Consider the following 13,843-nt stretch of genomic DNA (forward strand, 5'->3'; position numbering starts at 1 on the left):
TTATTACGAGAAAGGGGGATGATTCGTGCACGATGACTTATTAGCTGTTTTTTCGGAAGTATTAAATAATATTGATGAAGGGATTCATCTGGTAGACCCTTATGGCTACACTGTTTTTTATAACGATGTTTCCGCTAAATATGATGGATTACATTCAAAGGAAGTATTAGGAAAACATGTGCTTGATGTTTTTCCATCTTTAACGAAAGAAACAAGCACGTTGTTAAAAGTATTAACAACGAAAAAACCAATTGTAAACCAAGTTCAGTCATATGTAAATTTTCACGGAAAATGGATTGAAACGGTGAATACAACCATTCCTTTATTTGTAAAAGGGAAATTAGCCGGTGCGGTTGAAATTGCTAGAGATTATTCAAAATTAAAACAACTGAATGAAAAGCTCATCGACTTACATCAACAAATGAAGAAAACAACCAATAGAACTGAGGTATCCACTTCCTCTTACCATTTTCACCATATTATAACAAAGCATCAACCTCTTTTGGATATGATTCAATTCGCTAAAAAATTAGCTGTTTCTGAAAGTCCTGTATTAGTAGTTGGAGAAAGTGGGACAGGGAAAGAATTATTTGTTCAAGGTATACACCATTCGTCCCTCAGGAGAGACCAACCTTTTATAGCCCAAAATTGTGCCGCCCTTCCGGAGTCATTATTAGAAAGCATTTTATTCGGTACGGCAAAAGGAAGTTATACAGGTGCAGTCGAACGTCCTGGATTGTTCGAGTTAGCAGACGGCGGCACATTATTTTTAGATGAAATTCATACGATGCCCATTGAATTGCAAGCGAAACTATTACGAGTATTAGAGGACGGTCTAGTTCGGCGCGTGGGGGCCCTTCAAGCAAAAAAGGTGAATGTTAGAATCATTGGAGCGTTAAACATCAGCCCGTTGGAAGCGGTAGAAAACAATCAATTACGCTTAGATTTATACTATCGATTAAATGTACTCATGTTCGAATTACCACCGCTTCGTCATCGAACAGAGGACGTCCCATTGCTTGTGGAAGCGTTTATCAACGAATGGAATCGAAAGCTAGGAAAAAAGGTAAGAGGAATGATCCCATCATTACTTTCATTCTTTCAACAATATGAATGGCCTGGAAACGTTCGCGAATTAAAACATACGGTGGAATATATGATGAATGTATGTGAGGACGAATGGTTAGAGGAACATCATTTACCCCCCCTGTTACTAAAAAGGGTTAGAGAAAGCTATAACTTCCAATCTGTTAAGCAAGGTCGAGTCAAACAGCAAGAAGAATGGCCAGTACCATTACAGCAAATTGTTCAGAAAACAGAGAAAGAATGGATTGAAAAAGCGTTACAAAAGGTAAACGGAAATGTGAAGCAAGCGGCAAAACTTCTTCAAATACCAAGACAAACGTTACAATATAAAATAGGAAAATATAAAATTCATGTCAAAGAGTTTTGTGCCAATATTTAGGCGTTACAGTGGATGTTGTTTGCCCCCCAGCTTGAAGCCGGAAGTAATGATTTCATCTTTTTTGCTAATCGGTTACCTTTGGTATATCTCTTGCATGTAATAATAGAAACACGTTGTTGGGGGGATACGTATGAAAATGGATCTTTATCGGCCAAAGCGTCATTGGAAAGACATCGAATTATGGAAAGATGTAACAGAAGAACAATGGAATGATTGGTTGTGGCAGCTGACCCATACTATTCGCACGCTAGATGACTTAAAAAAAGTCATTCATTTAACACCGGAAGAAGAAGAAGGGGTTAAAATTTCAACAAAAACGATTCCTTTAAATATTACTCCATATTATGCCTCGCTGATGAATCCGGATGACCCACGCTGTCCCATTCGTATGCAATCCGTTCCGATATCAAGTGAACTTCATAAAACGAAATACGATCTCGAAGACCCTCTTCATGAAGACGAAGATTCACCTGTCCCAGGACTCACTCACCGTTATCCAGACCGCGTGCTCTTTTTAGTCACGAATCAATGTTCCATGTATTGCCGTTATTGTACACGCCGGCGGTTTTCCGGACAAATTGGAATGGGAGTTCCCAAGAAGCAGTTAGATCGAGCGATTGACTATATTCGACAAACACCGGAAGTCCGAGATGTGTTGCTGTCTGGTGGAGATGGTTTGTTAATTAATGACCAAATTTTAGAGTACATTTTAAAAAAATTGCGCGAAATTCCGCATGTAGAAATCATCCGAATCGGTACGCGGGCACCAGTCGTCTTTCCTCAACGTATTACCGAAAACTTATGTACTATTTTAAAAAAATATCATCCGATTTGGTTAAATACGCATTTTAATACATCGATAGAAATAACGGAAGATTCGAAACGTGCTTGTGAAATGTTAGCCGATGCCGGTGTACCGGTTGGGAATCAAGCTGTTATTCTAGCTGGAATCAATGATAGTGTACCAATTATGAAAAAACTGATGCATGATTTAGTTAAAATACGCGTTAGACCTTACTATATTTATCAATGTGATTTATCTGAAGGAATAGGGCATTTCCGAGCCCCGATTTCTAAAGGGTTAGAAATCATTGAAGGGTTAAGAGGACATACTTCCGGTTATTGTGTACCAACGTTTGTTGTAGACGCTCCTGGTGGTGGGGGAAAAATTGCCCTCCAACCAAACTATTTAATTTCCCAAAGTGCTGACAAAGTCATATTGCGTAACTATGAAGGCGTCATTACATCTTATCCAGAACCAACGAATTATGTCCCAGGTCAAGCCGATGCTTATTTTAAAGAAATCTATCCGGATATAGATCAAAAACAATCAAATACGGGTATTGCTGGTGTCATGAATGAGAAGCATTTCAATCTCGTTCCGGAAAACTTACAACGCTTAAAGCGTCGAGAAACGTTTGAACAAGATCCGAATCATCAGTCACTAAAAGATTTCCGAGAGAAACGAGACCAACTAAAAGAGAAAAAATACCAAGCCCATTTAAAAAAGATCGAGGAAAAGGAGTAAAAAAGATGCCTAAATGGGAGTTAAAACCGATTTGTGATTGGTGCCAAAGTGAACAGGTTGTAGAAGAACAGCAAACCGTTTATTGGGAGCTACCTGATGGATCTCGAGCGATTGCGATAAATGAAACGCCTTCTGTACGTTGTAGTGAATGTGGAATGATTTATCAACCGGAATCGATCATTCGTGAAATCGAAGACCAACTTTTTTTAATCGATACGTCGTCCATCCAAAAAGAAATCAATTTTCAACAACTATTGCAAATACCTCGTTTATTGAAGCGGAATTATTTTGCTTTTGATGACGATGATACCTGTTCATAATGCACAGGACCCCTTTCTTTACGAATGGTTTATCATTCGTTATAGTGATAGAAAAAAGAATTAAAGGAAGGCGTCTATATGAGAAAGTCATTTTATCACTTTTTAATGAAATTTCGCGATTCGAATCCAACCGACGAACTAGCTGTATTTGCCAATCATGTATACAAAGACCATAGCTTTCCAAAACAATCTTCTTCTTACGATGAAGTAAGCAGGTATTTGGAATTAAACGGCGACTACCTACCTAGTATGACCGTTTTCGATCAAGCTTGGGAAATTTATGTCGCCGATGAAATAAAAATTGCCCTTAATTAAATAAGGGCAATTTTTTATTTTGTTTAAAAATTCTGAATATAATTCACCTTTTTACACAACCGAAACTTGTCCGCGCGCATATACTAATATATCATCGAAAGTTTCCGTGAGGAGATGGGCAAAAGTGGGGAGTCGTAAAAAACCGAAATTCAAAGTAGGTGATACGGTTGTCATAACGATTTACGGGACTGTTGGTAAGATTACTGCGATTAAAAAACTTGAAAATCAGTACGTTTATGAAATAAACAAAAGTGATGGTTTATTTCGAGAACATTGTTTATCCTATTTAAAAGATTATGAAGGAAAGTTGATCAAAAAAGAAACAATTGATATTCACTATAAATTTTACTTCGGGGATATAGTAACAGTAAATGGGTATAAAGGAGATATTTTTAAAGTAGTTGGTTTTCGGACAGAAATTTGGAGATACAAAGAAGACGCATGGGAAGATGTAATCTATGAATTATCTCGTTTGTCAGATGGTGAGTGGTTAGAAGCTGGAGAGGAAGAATTAACCCTTATTGGTGATTCAACATCTTCATCTTCACATTCTGTCAGTAAACAGTACGAACTCCATTACCCCATACAACACGGAGAAAAAGAGTTTACTTCCCTTCCAGAGAAAAAAGACAATGAAAAGTCTTCTTTCCAAAAAGAACAAAGGAAAAAAGCAATGATTGACCGCTTACTAGATGCTTATAATGATTATAAAATGCTATACGAAATATTTCAGGATGAATATTATTTAGCCGTTTTACAGCAAATTCGTGACTATTTAAAGAAGTACAGCAGTGGCTAATGAACCTTTACAATAAATTTATGGCAAGAATAAAAACTGGAATGGCTAATAGTAAAAATCCTCGAAACAAAAAGGTTAATAAAAACTCCATCCAAACCAAAATTTGTTCTTCTCCTACAAATGATTCCGATTGATTTGTTACCGTTATTTGTTTCATCATTTTCCTCCTTCGAGCTTGTCCTTTTATTCTCATCTTTATGACGTGGTAAAAGTATTTATTCCAATAAAATATTTCACACATATCCGAAGGGGCATGAACATAAAATGAAAACAATAAAGGAGGCGGTTGTATGCGTGAGATGGATGTATACATTGATACGGAAGAAATTGCGGAATTCTTTTTTCGACATTTAACGGAAAGAGGGTATGTTCCCAGTGAGGAAGAATTAGCGGAGATCGCCGACATAACGTTTGAATACTTAATTGAAAAATGTATCATTGATGAAGAGATTACTGATTGATGGAACAACAGCCCTTGCTTAAAGGGCTGATTTTATTGGAACAATAAAATCAATGTATTTTTGAAACCTCTTTGTGATTTATTCGTACATTAAATAAAATAAAATAAGGGTAAAAACGTACCGATGAAAGGAGAGGATGAGTTGATGTCGTTTTTTAACAAAGTCTTTGCTAGTCTCGGTATTGGTGCTGCTAAAGTAGATACGAAGTTGGAAAAAAGTAGCTATCATGCTGGAGAAACAATGAAAGGTGTCGTAGAAATACATGGTGGAAATGTTGAACAACACATTGATGAAATTTATTTAACGATTCATACCACGTATATTCGTGAATCAGATGATAAAAAATGGACGGACTATGCAACTATTGAACAAATTCGAATTACTGAGTCGTTTACGATTGGTCCAAACGAAGAAAAAATCATTCCATTCGAATTACAACTACCCATTGATACACCGGTGACGTATGGTAACACACGTGTTTGGGTCGCTACAGGGTTAGATATTAAAAATGCCGTTGACCCGAAAGACCAGGATTATATTGAAGTGAAGCCAAACCGTTTAACTGACGCTGTTCTTTCGGCGCTAACCGATTTAGGTTTCTATATACGAGAGGTGGAATGCAAGGAAGCACCGCATTCGCTTAGAAAAAAATATCCGTTTGTTCAAGAATTTGAATTGATTCCTGTAAATGGTCCGTTCCGTGGAAAATTAGATGAACTGGAAGTAATGTTCTTTCACCATTCTACATCTGAATGTGAAATTATTTTAGAAGTCGACCGTCGTGCACGAGGTCTTGGAGGGTTTTTAGCAGAAGCATTAAACTTAGATGAATCTTTAATTCGCTTAACCATTCAAGAAAGTGATGTTCCAAAGTTAACCAACAATTTTCAAGAGATTATTACTCGTTATACATAAATATTTTTTAGACTCTTCATATGGAAGAGTCTATTTTTTCTTTTCGACAAAAAAAGAATTATTTTGATAAAGGAATCGACAAAGTCGTTGCCTAACTTACCTATATAAATAAAGGGGAACGAGGTGGTATATTTGAAAGTCTTTCGTCGATTTCGTAAGTATACGGAAAAATATAATGAGTATGATGTAACGATTTTTCAAACACCGCAATTTGGTCAAAAAAAAGGGTATCGGCAAGTGTACCGTTTTTTTATCCATAGTACCGATCATGAAACATTAATAAGCCAAGTGTTCCGAATGTTTAATGTACAAGACTTAGTACCGAAAGATTATAGAGGACGATATTTAGGGACGGGAGATATTGTATTTATCGACGAAGGACGTAACGGGCACTATTACTATCAACTGCAAACAGGAGGGTGGAGACAAATACATCGTGTACATCTTCGACTGGCCAAAAAACAGACGAGCTAAAAAAACAACTCGGTTGATACGACCGAGTTGTTTTTTTAATAATCTCTTAAATGATGTCCAGGTGAATTTTTCCGTTTGGCTGCTGATTGTTCTTTCCCATGGGCTTCATGTTCAGCAAGCATTTGTTCTTCTGGAATATGATTATTTTTTTTCGGCTGATTCACTCGATTACGGTGTTTTTTTCCCATTTTTTTGTCCTCCCTTGATCGTCTTTAAGCGTATGTGGATCGGCAAACAGATGTGAACGTTTTTATTTTTCCCGTAAATGAACAGAATATGATTAGATGTCATTGCATCCAGCAAAAAAACCAAGTACAATGGTCGTGCTAAAGAAAAACCAAGGAGGTTAAACAATGAGTATTCATATTGCTGCAAAAGAACATGAAATTGCTGACACGGTGTTATTACCAGGGGATCCACTCCGAGCGAAATACATTGCTGAAAAGTTTTTAGAAAATCCTGTTTGCTACAATGAAGTTCGAAACATGTTCGGATTTACAGGTACATACAAAGGAAAGCGTATTTCTGTTCAAGGAACAGGGATGGGGGTACCTTCTATTTCTATCTACATTAACGAATTAATGCAAAGCTATAACGTTCAAAAGTTAATCCGTGTAGGTACATGTGGTGCCATACAAAAAGATGTTAAAGTTCGTGATGTTATTTTAGCTATGTCCGCCTCAACAGATTCACAAATGAACCGTTTAACATTTGGTGGGGTAGATTACGCACCAACTGCGAACTTTGAATTATTAAAGAAAGCGTATGATGTGGGAGTGGCCAAAGGGTTAGACTTAAAAGTAGGTAACGTGTTTACAGCCGATATGTTCTATAATGATAATGCTGAACATGAGAAGTGGGCGCAATACGGCATTTTAGCAATTGAAATGGAAACGGCCGCACTATATACGTTAGCCGCGAAGTTTGGCCGTCAAGCGTTATCAGTTTTAACGGTAAGCGACCATATTTTAACAGGAGAAGAGACAACAGCGGAAGAGCGCCAAACAACATTTAATGATATGATTGAAGTTGCTTTAGAAGCGGCGATTCAAGAGTAATACCGTTGTGTCATTCCTAATTGGAATGGCACTTTTTTTACATACCAAATATCTTATATAGGTGTGCTATAATATATAGAGCATAAATGATGATAGAAAGAAAAAGGTGAAATTATGAATAAATGGATAGGTAGCATCGTATGCCTATTTCTACTAACAAGCTGTAACATGGTTCAAAAAGAAAGCCCCATTACTGAAAAGAGTTCGGTGGAGGAACATGAACAAGTCACCGATCAAGAAACGGAAGCACCAAAAGATGTAACTTCTGATCCTAAACCAGAACAAGAGGAAATACTAATTGATGAACCGGATGAAAGCATCCTGTCGTTAGAAGCGCAATATTTTAATCAAGTAGAAGAAGTCGACGGGAAATTATTCATTACGAATGCTGACAATATCCTTGCGTTAGTAAATAAAACGTTTAGTTTACCTTCTGACTACGTACCTGCCAACCTTGTACGTCCGGATGTACCATTTGCCTTTGGGGATTTATTATTAGAAAAAAGCTATTTACGAGAAGATGCGGCCCGAGCATTAGAAGAAATGTTTCAAGCCGCTAGCCATGAAGGATTGGAGTTATATGCGGTCTCAGGGTATCGTTCGTATGAACGACAAGAAGCGATTTTTCACGCAGAGGTCGAGCGAGTAGGAGAAGAACAAGCGGCTATGTCTGTTGCATTTCCAGGGATGAGCGAACACCAAACCGGTTTAGCCATCGACATATCCTCGCCTAATGTGAATTATATTTTAACCGAACAATTTGGTGAAACACCTGAAGGATTATGGTTGGCTGAGCATGCCCATGAATTTGGATTTATTTTGCGATATCCAAAGGGGAAAGAATCGATTACTGGATACAAATATGAGCCGTGGCACTTTCGCTATGTCGGTAAAGAAATTGCGAAAATTCTTTATGAAAACAATTGGACGTTAGAAGAATATTTTGAAGTGGTTAAACCAATCTAATCGGATGATGATCTATCTTCAGACGAAGTAAGGAGTTCTTCTCTGTACACCTTTTTTTCGTACAAGTCCCCCATGCTTCATTCATAAACTATATTAAATGACAATGAGTGGGGGATTATTGGAATGGTAATAAAGGGGCTACATATTTTTCTTGGGTGCTTTCTTATTGGAATCGGAATCAATGGATTTTTTGTTCCCCATCGTTTGTTAGATGGCGGTATGATTGGTCTTGGCTTAATATTACATTATACGATTGACATACCAGTTGGATTGACCATGATATTCTTAAGTATCCCGCTCTACTTGTATGCATGGACATACGAGCGACCGTTTTTTTTTCACAGTTTAATCGGTTTAGTTAGTTCCTCTTTATGCATTGATTCCTTGCGTCCTCTCAGTGAATGGATTGTATTACCATTATGGATCAGTGCTCCCCTTGGAGGGAGTTTTGTTGGCATTGGCATCGGGTTAATGTTGATTGTCCATACAAGTACAGGGGGGACGGACCTTTTAGCGCAATGTATAAGTAAAGCTTACAAATGGAATGTTGGACTTTGTATTTTTATCATTGATGCGGTGGTCCTTTGTATTGGTTGGCAAATTGTCGGAACGGAGCGGTTTTTGTTTTCGTTACTTTCCGTTTCGGTTATTGGTTTTTTTACATCGTATTTGACCACAAATATAACTTATCAACATTAATTGTACTTTTAGGATATAAAAAAAACTGTTAAAATGAAGAAGTTAATATTTGACGTATGTACATAGGGATGAAAGTGGTGATGAGCATGGAACAGCAAAATCACGAAGTGTTAAACGAAGGGACGAACAAACAATATTTGAAAATTAAAAAGTTTCATTTCGTAATGCTGATGTTTTTTGTCGTATTTTTAACGGCAGGAATTACAATTGTTGCCCTTGCATTTGGAGATGAAAAAGCCGTTCAAGTAGGAGTCGTCGAACGTCAAGAATTTCACAAATTGTATGACGCCTATGATAAATTAAAAAAGGAATACTATCGTCCACTAGACGAAGAAACGTTAATTAATGGAGCCATTGACGGGATGATTGAGGCGTTAGATGACCCGTACTCTGATTACATGAATGAGGAAGAAGCAAGAAGATTTCATGAAAGTATTACTTCTTCTTTTGAAGGAATAGGTGCAGAAATACAAGAACAAGATGGCTTTATTATGATTGTGTCCCCACTCAAAAACTCGCCAGCGGAAAAAGCAGGCTTAAAACCAAATGACAAAATTTTAAAAGTTGATGGCAAATCGATTCAAGGAATGAGTGTAACAGAAGCGGTGATGCTCATCCGTGGGGAAAAAGGAACAGAGGTTACATTAACCATATCTCGTCCAGGCATGGAGGACACAATGGACGTAACGATCGTCCGTGATACGATTCCATTAGAAACCGTTTATGCCGAAATGATGGATCATGGAATCGCAAAAGTACAAATTACAAGCTTCTCGGAAAACACATACAATGAGTTGCTTGATGCTTTAGATTCCATGGAAGAACAAGGAATGAAAGGATTAATTATTGATCTACGACAAAATCCGGGTGGGCTCCTTGATCAAGCGTTGAAAGTCTCTAATCTTTTTGTAAAAGAAGGAGAAGTTTTGCTCCAAATTGAGGATCGCAACGGAAAGCGGGAGTCCTATTATGCCGAAGGTGGAAAAAAAGTAGATGTACCAGTAGCTGTCGTAATTGATAACGGTAGTGCGAGTGCGTCGGAAATTTTAGCGGCAGCTGTAAGTCAATCCGCCAATATTCCATTGATTGGAGAAACGACGTTTGGTAAAGGAACAGTCCAATCGGCTGCAGATTTCTCTGATGGATCAAATATGAAAATTACAACAGCAAAATGGTTAACACCTAACGGAACATGGATTCATGAAAAAGGCATTCAGCCTGATTATGAAGTGCAACTTCCTCCATATGCGAACTTACCATACATTCAACCGGACAAAGAGTTAAAGGTATCGACTTTATCCAAAGATGTGAAAGCGGCCGAAGAAATGTTACAAGCATTAGGGTTTACACCAGGTACAGTAGATGGGTATTTTGACGAACAGACTGAACAAGCGGTTATGGCTTTCCAAAAAGAAAATGAGCTAGAACCGACGGGAGTGCTTACAGGATCATCAACCGTTCAATTGATGGAACAAGTTCGGCAACTGATCATCGACAATGATACCCAAATACAAAAAGCGATGGAACTGTTAATGACAAATACGAGTACGGAAGAAAACGAATAGGTGACGCGTCTTTAAGATGCGTCACTTTTTTTTTGTTGAAAATGAAATCGAATTGAATAAAGTATGACCCCACTTCCAACAATGAGAATACATCCAATTAGGGGGTGATGTTATGAAACTGCGGGTAATTCTTGCTATTTTAGTATGTGGATGGCTTTTCCAGACATACCTTCATGATCATGCTACGTTCACTGATCCTGAAAGAGAACAACCTTCTCATTCCAAAAATTCTCCTCTTGTACCGTTGTCCTCCGAATTAGAAGCTCCTAACAAACAAGAGAAAGATGCAGCTGTTCCATCACATAAAAACATCAACTTTTTAATAATTGGAACGGATCAACGAAATGATGAACAAGCGAGAGCAGATGTACTAATGGTAGGAAATTATGATTCATTCAAAAGGTCGTTAAAAATCATTTCTATTATGCGCGACAGCTATGTACCAATTCCCGGAGTAGGATTAAGTAAAATTAATCATGCATATTATTGGGGGGGAGCAGAAATGCTCAAAACGACCATTGAAAAAAATTTTCAACTCTCGATTGACTACGTCGTGACCATTAATTTTCAAGGGTTTATTCACTTGATGGACGTTTTGGTACCTGAAGGACTAGAAGTAAACGTAACGTCTGAAATGATTTCATATTATCAATGGGACAAATCTCCGGGAGTACAAACAATACACGGAAAGGAACTATTGGAATATGTCCGTTTTCGAAAAGATGGGCAAAGTGATTTCGGACGTGTCGAACGTCAACAGGAAGTGTTTTTGCAAATTTTTCAAGTTGTAAAAGATGAAATTATCACCAAAAAAAATGTACCACTCCTTTTACAACTAGTTCGGAAATGCACTCATTATGTAGAAACAGACGCCTCATTTGTAGAACTTGTTCAGCTCGGTTTAACGTTCCTCTCGAATCCAATAGAAACGGTTGAAACATTGCGTATTCCTGTTCCAAATTCGTACCAAAATAAAAGAACTGCATCCACAGGTTTAGTGTTAGATTTTGACCTGGAAGAGAATTTACAAGCGATTCGCCTATTTTTACACGGACAAGAATCCTTGTCGTTGTCAGACCATTAAAAACACAACGTAATGAAGTTTGTTTCATTGTCATACGGACTAGAATTCGATAGAATAACAATTTGAGGTGACTTCGAGAAGCAACATGAGGTGGTCATATGAGGCAACTGACAAGCATGAACGAAGAGGTTAAGTCTCGGATGATTTCGTTTGAACGACAATGTGAACAACTTTGTCAAGATTTATATCATCAGTATCGAGATTGTTTTAAAAATTCCGGTGAACTCGTCGTTGATTTTTTACGGAAAAAGAAATGTAAAATAGCATCTGCCACCGAAATGTTTGACCCAGGATATGAATCGTTTATTGAAATAGGAATCGAACGAGACGAAGAGTTTTATTCTTATCAATACATTACCATTTGGAAGTGTCGGAACGAATGGTGCCAACGAATAGGTTACTCAACTCCGTTTTCGATTGAGGAACTAAGGCAAACGATTGTTCACACGATTGAAGAAATGATGACCGATGAAGGAGAGGAACAAGTTTAATGGGGAAGCTAGTGGAAGTTTATCTTTTGTCTGGGTTTTTAGGTAGTGGAAAAACAACGTTACTCAAACATTTGTTGAAAGAAGAACAAAAACAAGGGAGATTTCCCGCGGTATTGATGAACGAACTTGGAGAAGTCTCCATTGATTCAAATGCGATAGACGACCGGACTCCTTTAAAAGAGTTGATGGGGGGCTGTGTGTGTTGTACGTTATCGGATCAAGTAGAAGCTCAAATTGCGGATTTATTACGTACGTACCCTATTGATGCTATTTATATTGAAACAACGGGGGCAGCCCACCCAGTTGAAACGTTGGATGCTGTCATGTCCCCCCTATATGCTGGGCAATTACAATTTAAAGGTATCATAACAGTCATTGATGTGCTACGGTGGAAGGAGAGAAGTCAATTATCACCACAAGTGTTGCAGTTATATCGTGAACAAATTGCTCATGCGGATTTACTTATCGTTAATAAAATCGATCTTGTTTCAGAATTCGAATTAAGTACGTTCGTGTATGAAATTCAACAAGTAAATTCACACGCCACTTGTGTTTTTACGCAACACGCAAACATTTCGATCAATCAATTAAAGAAGTTAAAGCGAGTTCAACAAGGGCATCATGAAACAACCCATCATCACCATCTTCATTTACAATCAGTAGTCTATGAATTTTCGAAACCGATTGAACAAATCCAATTTGAAGAGTGGATTCGGTCATTGCCGTCTACTGTTTATCGGATGAAAGGATATGTGGCCTTTACCCATTCTTCATATCCATTTTTGTTTCAATATTCATATGGAATGCCTGTTTATATGCCAGAATATATGAAAATGCCTTTAACTTTAGTCATTATCGGAGAAGAATTGGATGAAGAAAGACTGTATTCGCAATTAAAAAAGTTAGAACAAAGTTGATACACATCCCAAATATGCATGTGTAATACAGTCTAATTATTTTTGTTCGCCAAATTTAATAAATGTCCGTTCATCTTCAATGAGTCCACAGGCAGCACATTGAACTTTTAAATGGGGACCCCGATATGGTGTATGAAACGGATCTAAATGCCCATTCTCGTATTGTTGAACGACTTCTCCAGTCATTGGATCTAATTTGACTGCCGTAGGGACTTGTTCTATTAAGTTAAAGCGTGTACGGTTTGTTTTACAATTTGGACAACGGTATGGTGAAGACATCGTATACCTCCTTTACGGTAGATGAATAAATCAATTTTAGTATTTATCGCAAGTTCTTTTTTATGTATAAGAAAGGGAGATTGTGTTGGATTTTAACCATTTACTTAATCAATATGCTAAACTTCTTCACCTTTCCCTATCGAATGAGGAAGAAGCTGACGCGAAAAGTCGATTATATAGTTTAATGAAAACTGAACTGTTGGATGAGCGAACGCATCCGCGTCTTCGGATAAAACCAGAGGAAAAATATTACATAGCTATTAAGCGTGTGCTTCGTGGTGAGCTTTCTCAGAACGATCAACTATCGCTTATCCAGTTGTATACACACACGTTAGACACGATAAAATCTTCTAAATAATTTATTTATTACAGAGACAGCTTTTTCTACGTTCAAGCTGTCTTTTTTACTTAGGCTATGTTATATGTCATTGTTGTTTTTAGCAAGTTATTCACACGGCGGCGACTCCTGCGGGAACAAGAAGCCGTAAGACCCATACTTGAGCGTAG

Annotated in this window: 19 protein-coding genes; 16 read left to right on the plus strand and 3 right to left on the minus strand. The window is 37.6% G+C overall.

Going from position 1 to position 13,843, the window contains the following annotated elements; translation table 11 throughout:
• The first annotated feature begins 25 nt into the window (after window positions 1-25).
• The 5 genes from ABES52_RS03485 (at window position 26) to ABES52_RS03505 (ending at window position 4,427) form a co-directional block, all read left to right on the plus strand.
• Window positions 26-1,465, plus strand: coding sequence for a sigma-54 interaction domain-containing protein (locus ABES52_RS03485; RefSeq protein ID WP_429648980.1), 1,440 nt, complete (start codon window positions 26-28; stop codon window positions 1,463-1,465).
• Between the two features lie 130 nt (window positions 1,466-1,595).
• Window positions 1,596-2,993 (plus strand): lysine 2,3-aminomutase, encoded by a 1,398-nt coding sequence (gene kamA, locus ABES52_RS03490; protein ID WP_429648982.1) that lies wholly within the window; start codon window positions 1,596-1,598, stop codon window positions 2,991-2,993.
• Between the two features lie 5 nt (window positions 2,994-2,998).
• The gene (locus ABES52_RS03495; RefSeq protein ID WP_429648984.1) at window positions 2,999-3,313 is read left to right on the plus strand and encodes a YokU family protein; all 315 of its coding nucleotides are present in this window, start codon (window positions 2,999-3,001) and stop codon (window positions 3,311-3,313) included.
• Window positions 3,314-3,391: 78 nt separating this feature from the next.
• The gene (locus tag ABES52_RS03500; RefSeq protein ID WP_429648986.1) at window positions 3,392-3,628 is read left to right on the plus strand and encodes a YozE family protein; all 237 of its coding nucleotides are present in this window, start codon (window positions 3,392-3,394) and stop codon (window positions 3,626-3,628) included.
• Window positions 3,629-3,752: 124 nt separating this feature from the next.
• A complete protein-coding gene (locus ABES52_RS03505) occupies window positions 3,753-4,427 on the plus strand; it encodes a germination protein YodN (protein ID WP_429648988.1) in 675 nt (224 codons plus the stop codon).
• Between the two features lie 7 nt (window positions 4,428-4,434).
• On the opposite strand, the gene ABES52_RS03510 is transcribed toward ABES52_RS03505, so the two are convergent.
• The gene (locus ABES52_RS03510; RefSeq protein WP_429648990.1) at window positions 4,435-4,584 is read right to left on the minus strand and encodes a hypothetical protein; all 150 of its coding nucleotides are present in this window, start codon (window positions 4,582-4,584) and stop codon (window positions 4,435-4,437) included.
• A 133-nt stretch (window positions 4,585-4,717) separates the two neighbouring features.
• Here ABES52_RS03510 and ABES52_RS03515 point away from each other — a divergent pair, with 133 nt between their 5' ends.
• The 3 genes from ABES52_RS03515 (at window position 4,718) to ABES52_RS03525 (ending at window position 6,277) form a co-directional block, all read left to right on the plus strand.
• Window positions 4,718-4,888 carry a YozD family protein gene (locus ABES52_RS03515; protein WP_429648992.1) on the plus strand — a complete coding sequence of 57 codons (171 nt, stop codon included), beginning with the start codon at window positions 4,718-4,720 and terminating at the stop codon, window positions 4,886-4,888.
• Between the two features lie 144 nt (window positions 4,889-5,032).
• On the plus strand, window positions 5,033-5,803 hold the full coding sequence (locus ABES52_RS03520; RefSeq protein ID WP_429648994.1) for a sporulation protein: 771 nt from the start codon (window positions 5,033-5,035) through the stop codon (window positions 5,801-5,803).
• 132 nt (window positions 5,804-5,935) lie between these two features.
• Entirely contained in the window at window positions 5,936-6,277 is a 342-nt protein-coding gene (locus tag ABES52_RS03525) for a YodL domain-containing protein (protein ID WP_429648996.1), read from the plus strand.
• A gap of 35 nt (window positions 6,278-6,312) precedes the next feature.
• On the opposite strand, the gene ABES52_RS03530 is transcribed toward ABES52_RS03525, so the two are convergent.
• Window positions 6,313-6,465: a protein YoyE gene (locus ABES52_RS03530; RefSeq protein ID WP_429648998.1), complete on the minus strand. Its 153-nt coding sequence runs from the start codon at window positions 6,463-6,465 to the stop codon at window positions 6,313-6,315.
• Window positions 6,466-6,630: 165 nt separating this feature from the next.
• Between ABES52_RS03530 and deoD the strand changes: the two genes are divergently transcribed.
• The 7 genes from deoD (at window position 6,631) to ABES52_RS03565 (ending at window position 13,057) form a co-directional block, all read left to right on the plus strand.
• Entirely contained in the window at window positions 6,631-7,335 is a 705-nt protein-coding gene (gene deoD, locus ABES52_RS03535) for a purine-nucleoside phosphorylase (RefSeq protein ID WP_429649000.1), read from the plus strand.
• 114 nt (window positions 7,336-7,449) lie between these two features.
• A complete protein-coding gene (locus ABES52_RS03540; protein WP_429649002.1) occupies window positions 7,450-8,301 on the plus strand; it encodes a M15 family metallopeptidase in 852 nt (283 codons plus the stop codon).
• A 123-nt stretch (window positions 8,302-8,424) separates the two neighbouring features.
• A complete protein-coding gene (locus tag ABES52_RS03545) occupies window positions 8,425-9,000 on the plus strand; it encodes a YitT family protein (RefSeq protein WP_429649004.1) in 576 nt (191 codons plus the stop codon).
• 86 nt (window positions 9,001-9,086) lie between these two features.
• Window positions 9,087-10,565, plus strand: coding sequence for a lmo1851 family serine protease (locus ABES52_RS03550; protein WP_429649006.1), 1,479 nt, complete (start codon window positions 9,087-9,089; stop codon window positions 10,563-10,565).
• Window positions 10,566-10,677: 112 nt separating this feature from the next.
• Window positions 10,678-11,649, plus strand: a complete 972-nt coding sequence (locus ABES52_RS03555; protein ID WP_429649008.1) for an LCP family protein — start codon at window positions 10,678-10,680, stop codon at window positions 11,647-11,649.
• Between the two features lie 98 nt (window positions 11,650-11,747).
• Window positions 11,748-12,140 carry a hypothetical protein gene (locus tag ABES52_RS03560; RefSeq protein ID WP_429649010.1) on the plus strand — a complete coding sequence of 131 codons (393 nt, stop codon included), beginning with the start codon at window positions 11,748-11,750 and terminating at the stop codon, window positions 12,138-12,140.
• On the plus strand, window positions 12,140-13,057 hold the full coding sequence (locus ABES52_RS03565) for a CobW family GTP-binding protein (protein ID WP_429649012.1): 918 nt from the start codon (window positions 12,140-12,142) through the stop codon (window positions 13,055-13,057). The genes ABES52_RS03560 and ABES52_RS03565 overlap by 1 nt, the downstream gene beginning before the upstream one ends.
• A 36-nt stretch (window positions 13,058-13,093) precedes the next feature.
• On the opposite strand, the gene ABES52_RS03570 is transcribed toward ABES52_RS03565, so the two are convergent.
• Window positions 13,094-13,336 (minus strand): DNA alkylation repair protein, encoded by a 243-nt coding sequence (locus tag ABES52_RS03570; RefSeq protein WP_429649014.1) that lies wholly within the window; start codon window positions 13,334-13,336, stop codon window positions 13,094-13,096.
• An 85-nt stretch (window positions 13,337-13,421) separates the two neighbouring features.
• Between ABES52_RS03570 and ABES52_RS03575 the strand changes: the two genes are divergently transcribed.
• Complete coding sequence (locus tag ABES52_RS03575; RefSeq protein WP_429649016.1) at window positions 13,422-13,694, plus strand: protein YoyC; 273 nt, start codon at window positions 13,422-13,424, stop codon at window positions 13,692-13,694.
• The last annotated feature ends 149 nt before the right edge of the window (window positions 13,695-13,843 follow it).

This window comes from Aeribacillus pallidus (genome assembly GCF_050478865.1).
In the GTDB taxonomy this organism is placed as follows: Bacteria; Bacillota; Bacilli; order Bacillales; family JACDOC01; genus JACDOC01.

What these genes read in the sequence shown, in the direction of transcription:
- kamA (WP_429648982.1), top strand. Translation starts at nt 1,596, where the DNA reads ATGAAAATGGATCTTTATCGGCCAAAGCGTCATTGGAAAGACATCGAA.
- ABES52_RS03495 (WP_429648984.1), top strand. Translation starts at nt 2,999, where the DNA reads ATGCCTAAATGGGAGTTAAAACCGATTTGTGATTGGTGCCAAAGTGAA.
- ABES52_RS03500 (WP_429648986.1), top strand. Translation starts at nt 3,392, where the DNA reads ATGAGAAAGTCATTTTATCACTTTTTAATGAAATTTCGCGATTCGAAT.
- ABES52_RS03510 (WP_429648990.1), bottom strand. Translation starts at nt 4,584, where the DNA reads ATGAAACAAATAACGGTAACAAATCAATCGGAATCATTTGTAGGAGAA.
- ABES52_RS03515 (WP_429648992.1), top strand. Translation starts at nt 4,718, where the DNA reads ATGCGTGAGATGGATGTATACATTGATACGGAAGAAATTGCGGAATTC.
- ABES52_RS03520 (WP_429648994.1), top strand. Translation starts at nt 5,033, where the DNA reads ATGTCGTTTTTTAACAAAGTCTTTGCTAGTCTCGGTATTGGTGCTGCT.
- ABES52_RS03530 (WP_429648998.1), bottom strand. Translation starts at nt 6,465, where the DNA reads ATGGGAAAAAAACACCGTAATCGAGTGAATCAGCCGAAAAAAAATAAT.
- deoD (WP_429649000.1), top strand. Translation starts at nt 6,631, where the DNA reads ATGAGTATTCATATTGCTGCAAAAGAACATGAAATTGCTGACACGGTG.
- ABES52_RS03540 (WP_429649002.1), top strand. Translation starts at nt 7,450, where the DNA reads ATGAATAAATGGATAGGTAGCATCGTATGCCTATTTCTACTAACAAGC.
- ABES52_RS03545 (WP_429649004.1), top strand. Translation starts at nt 8,425, where the DNA reads ATGGTAATAAAGGGGCTACATATTTTTCTTGGGTGCTTTCTTATTGGA.
- ABES52_RS03550 (WP_429649006.1), top strand. Translation starts at nt 9,087, where the DNA reads ATGGAACAGCAAAATCACGAAGTGTTAAACGAAGGGACGAACAAACAA.
- ABES52_RS03555 (WP_429649008.1), top strand. Translation starts at nt 10,678, where the DNA reads ATGAAACTGCGGGTAATTCTTGCTATTTTAGTATGTGGATGGCTTTTC.
- ABES52_RS03560 (WP_429649010.1), top strand. Translation starts at nt 11,748, where the DNA reads ATGAGGCAACTGACAAGCATGAACGAAGAGGTTAAGTCTCGGATGATT.
- ABES52_RS03565 (WP_429649012.1), top strand. Translation starts at nt 12,140, where the DNA reads ATGGGGAAGCTAGTGGAAGTTTATCTTTTGTCTGGGTTTTTAGGTAGT.
- ABES52_RS03570 (WP_429649014.1), bottom strand. Translation starts at nt 13,336, where the DNA reads ATGTCTTCACCATACCGTTGTCCAAATTGTAAAACAAACCGTACACGC.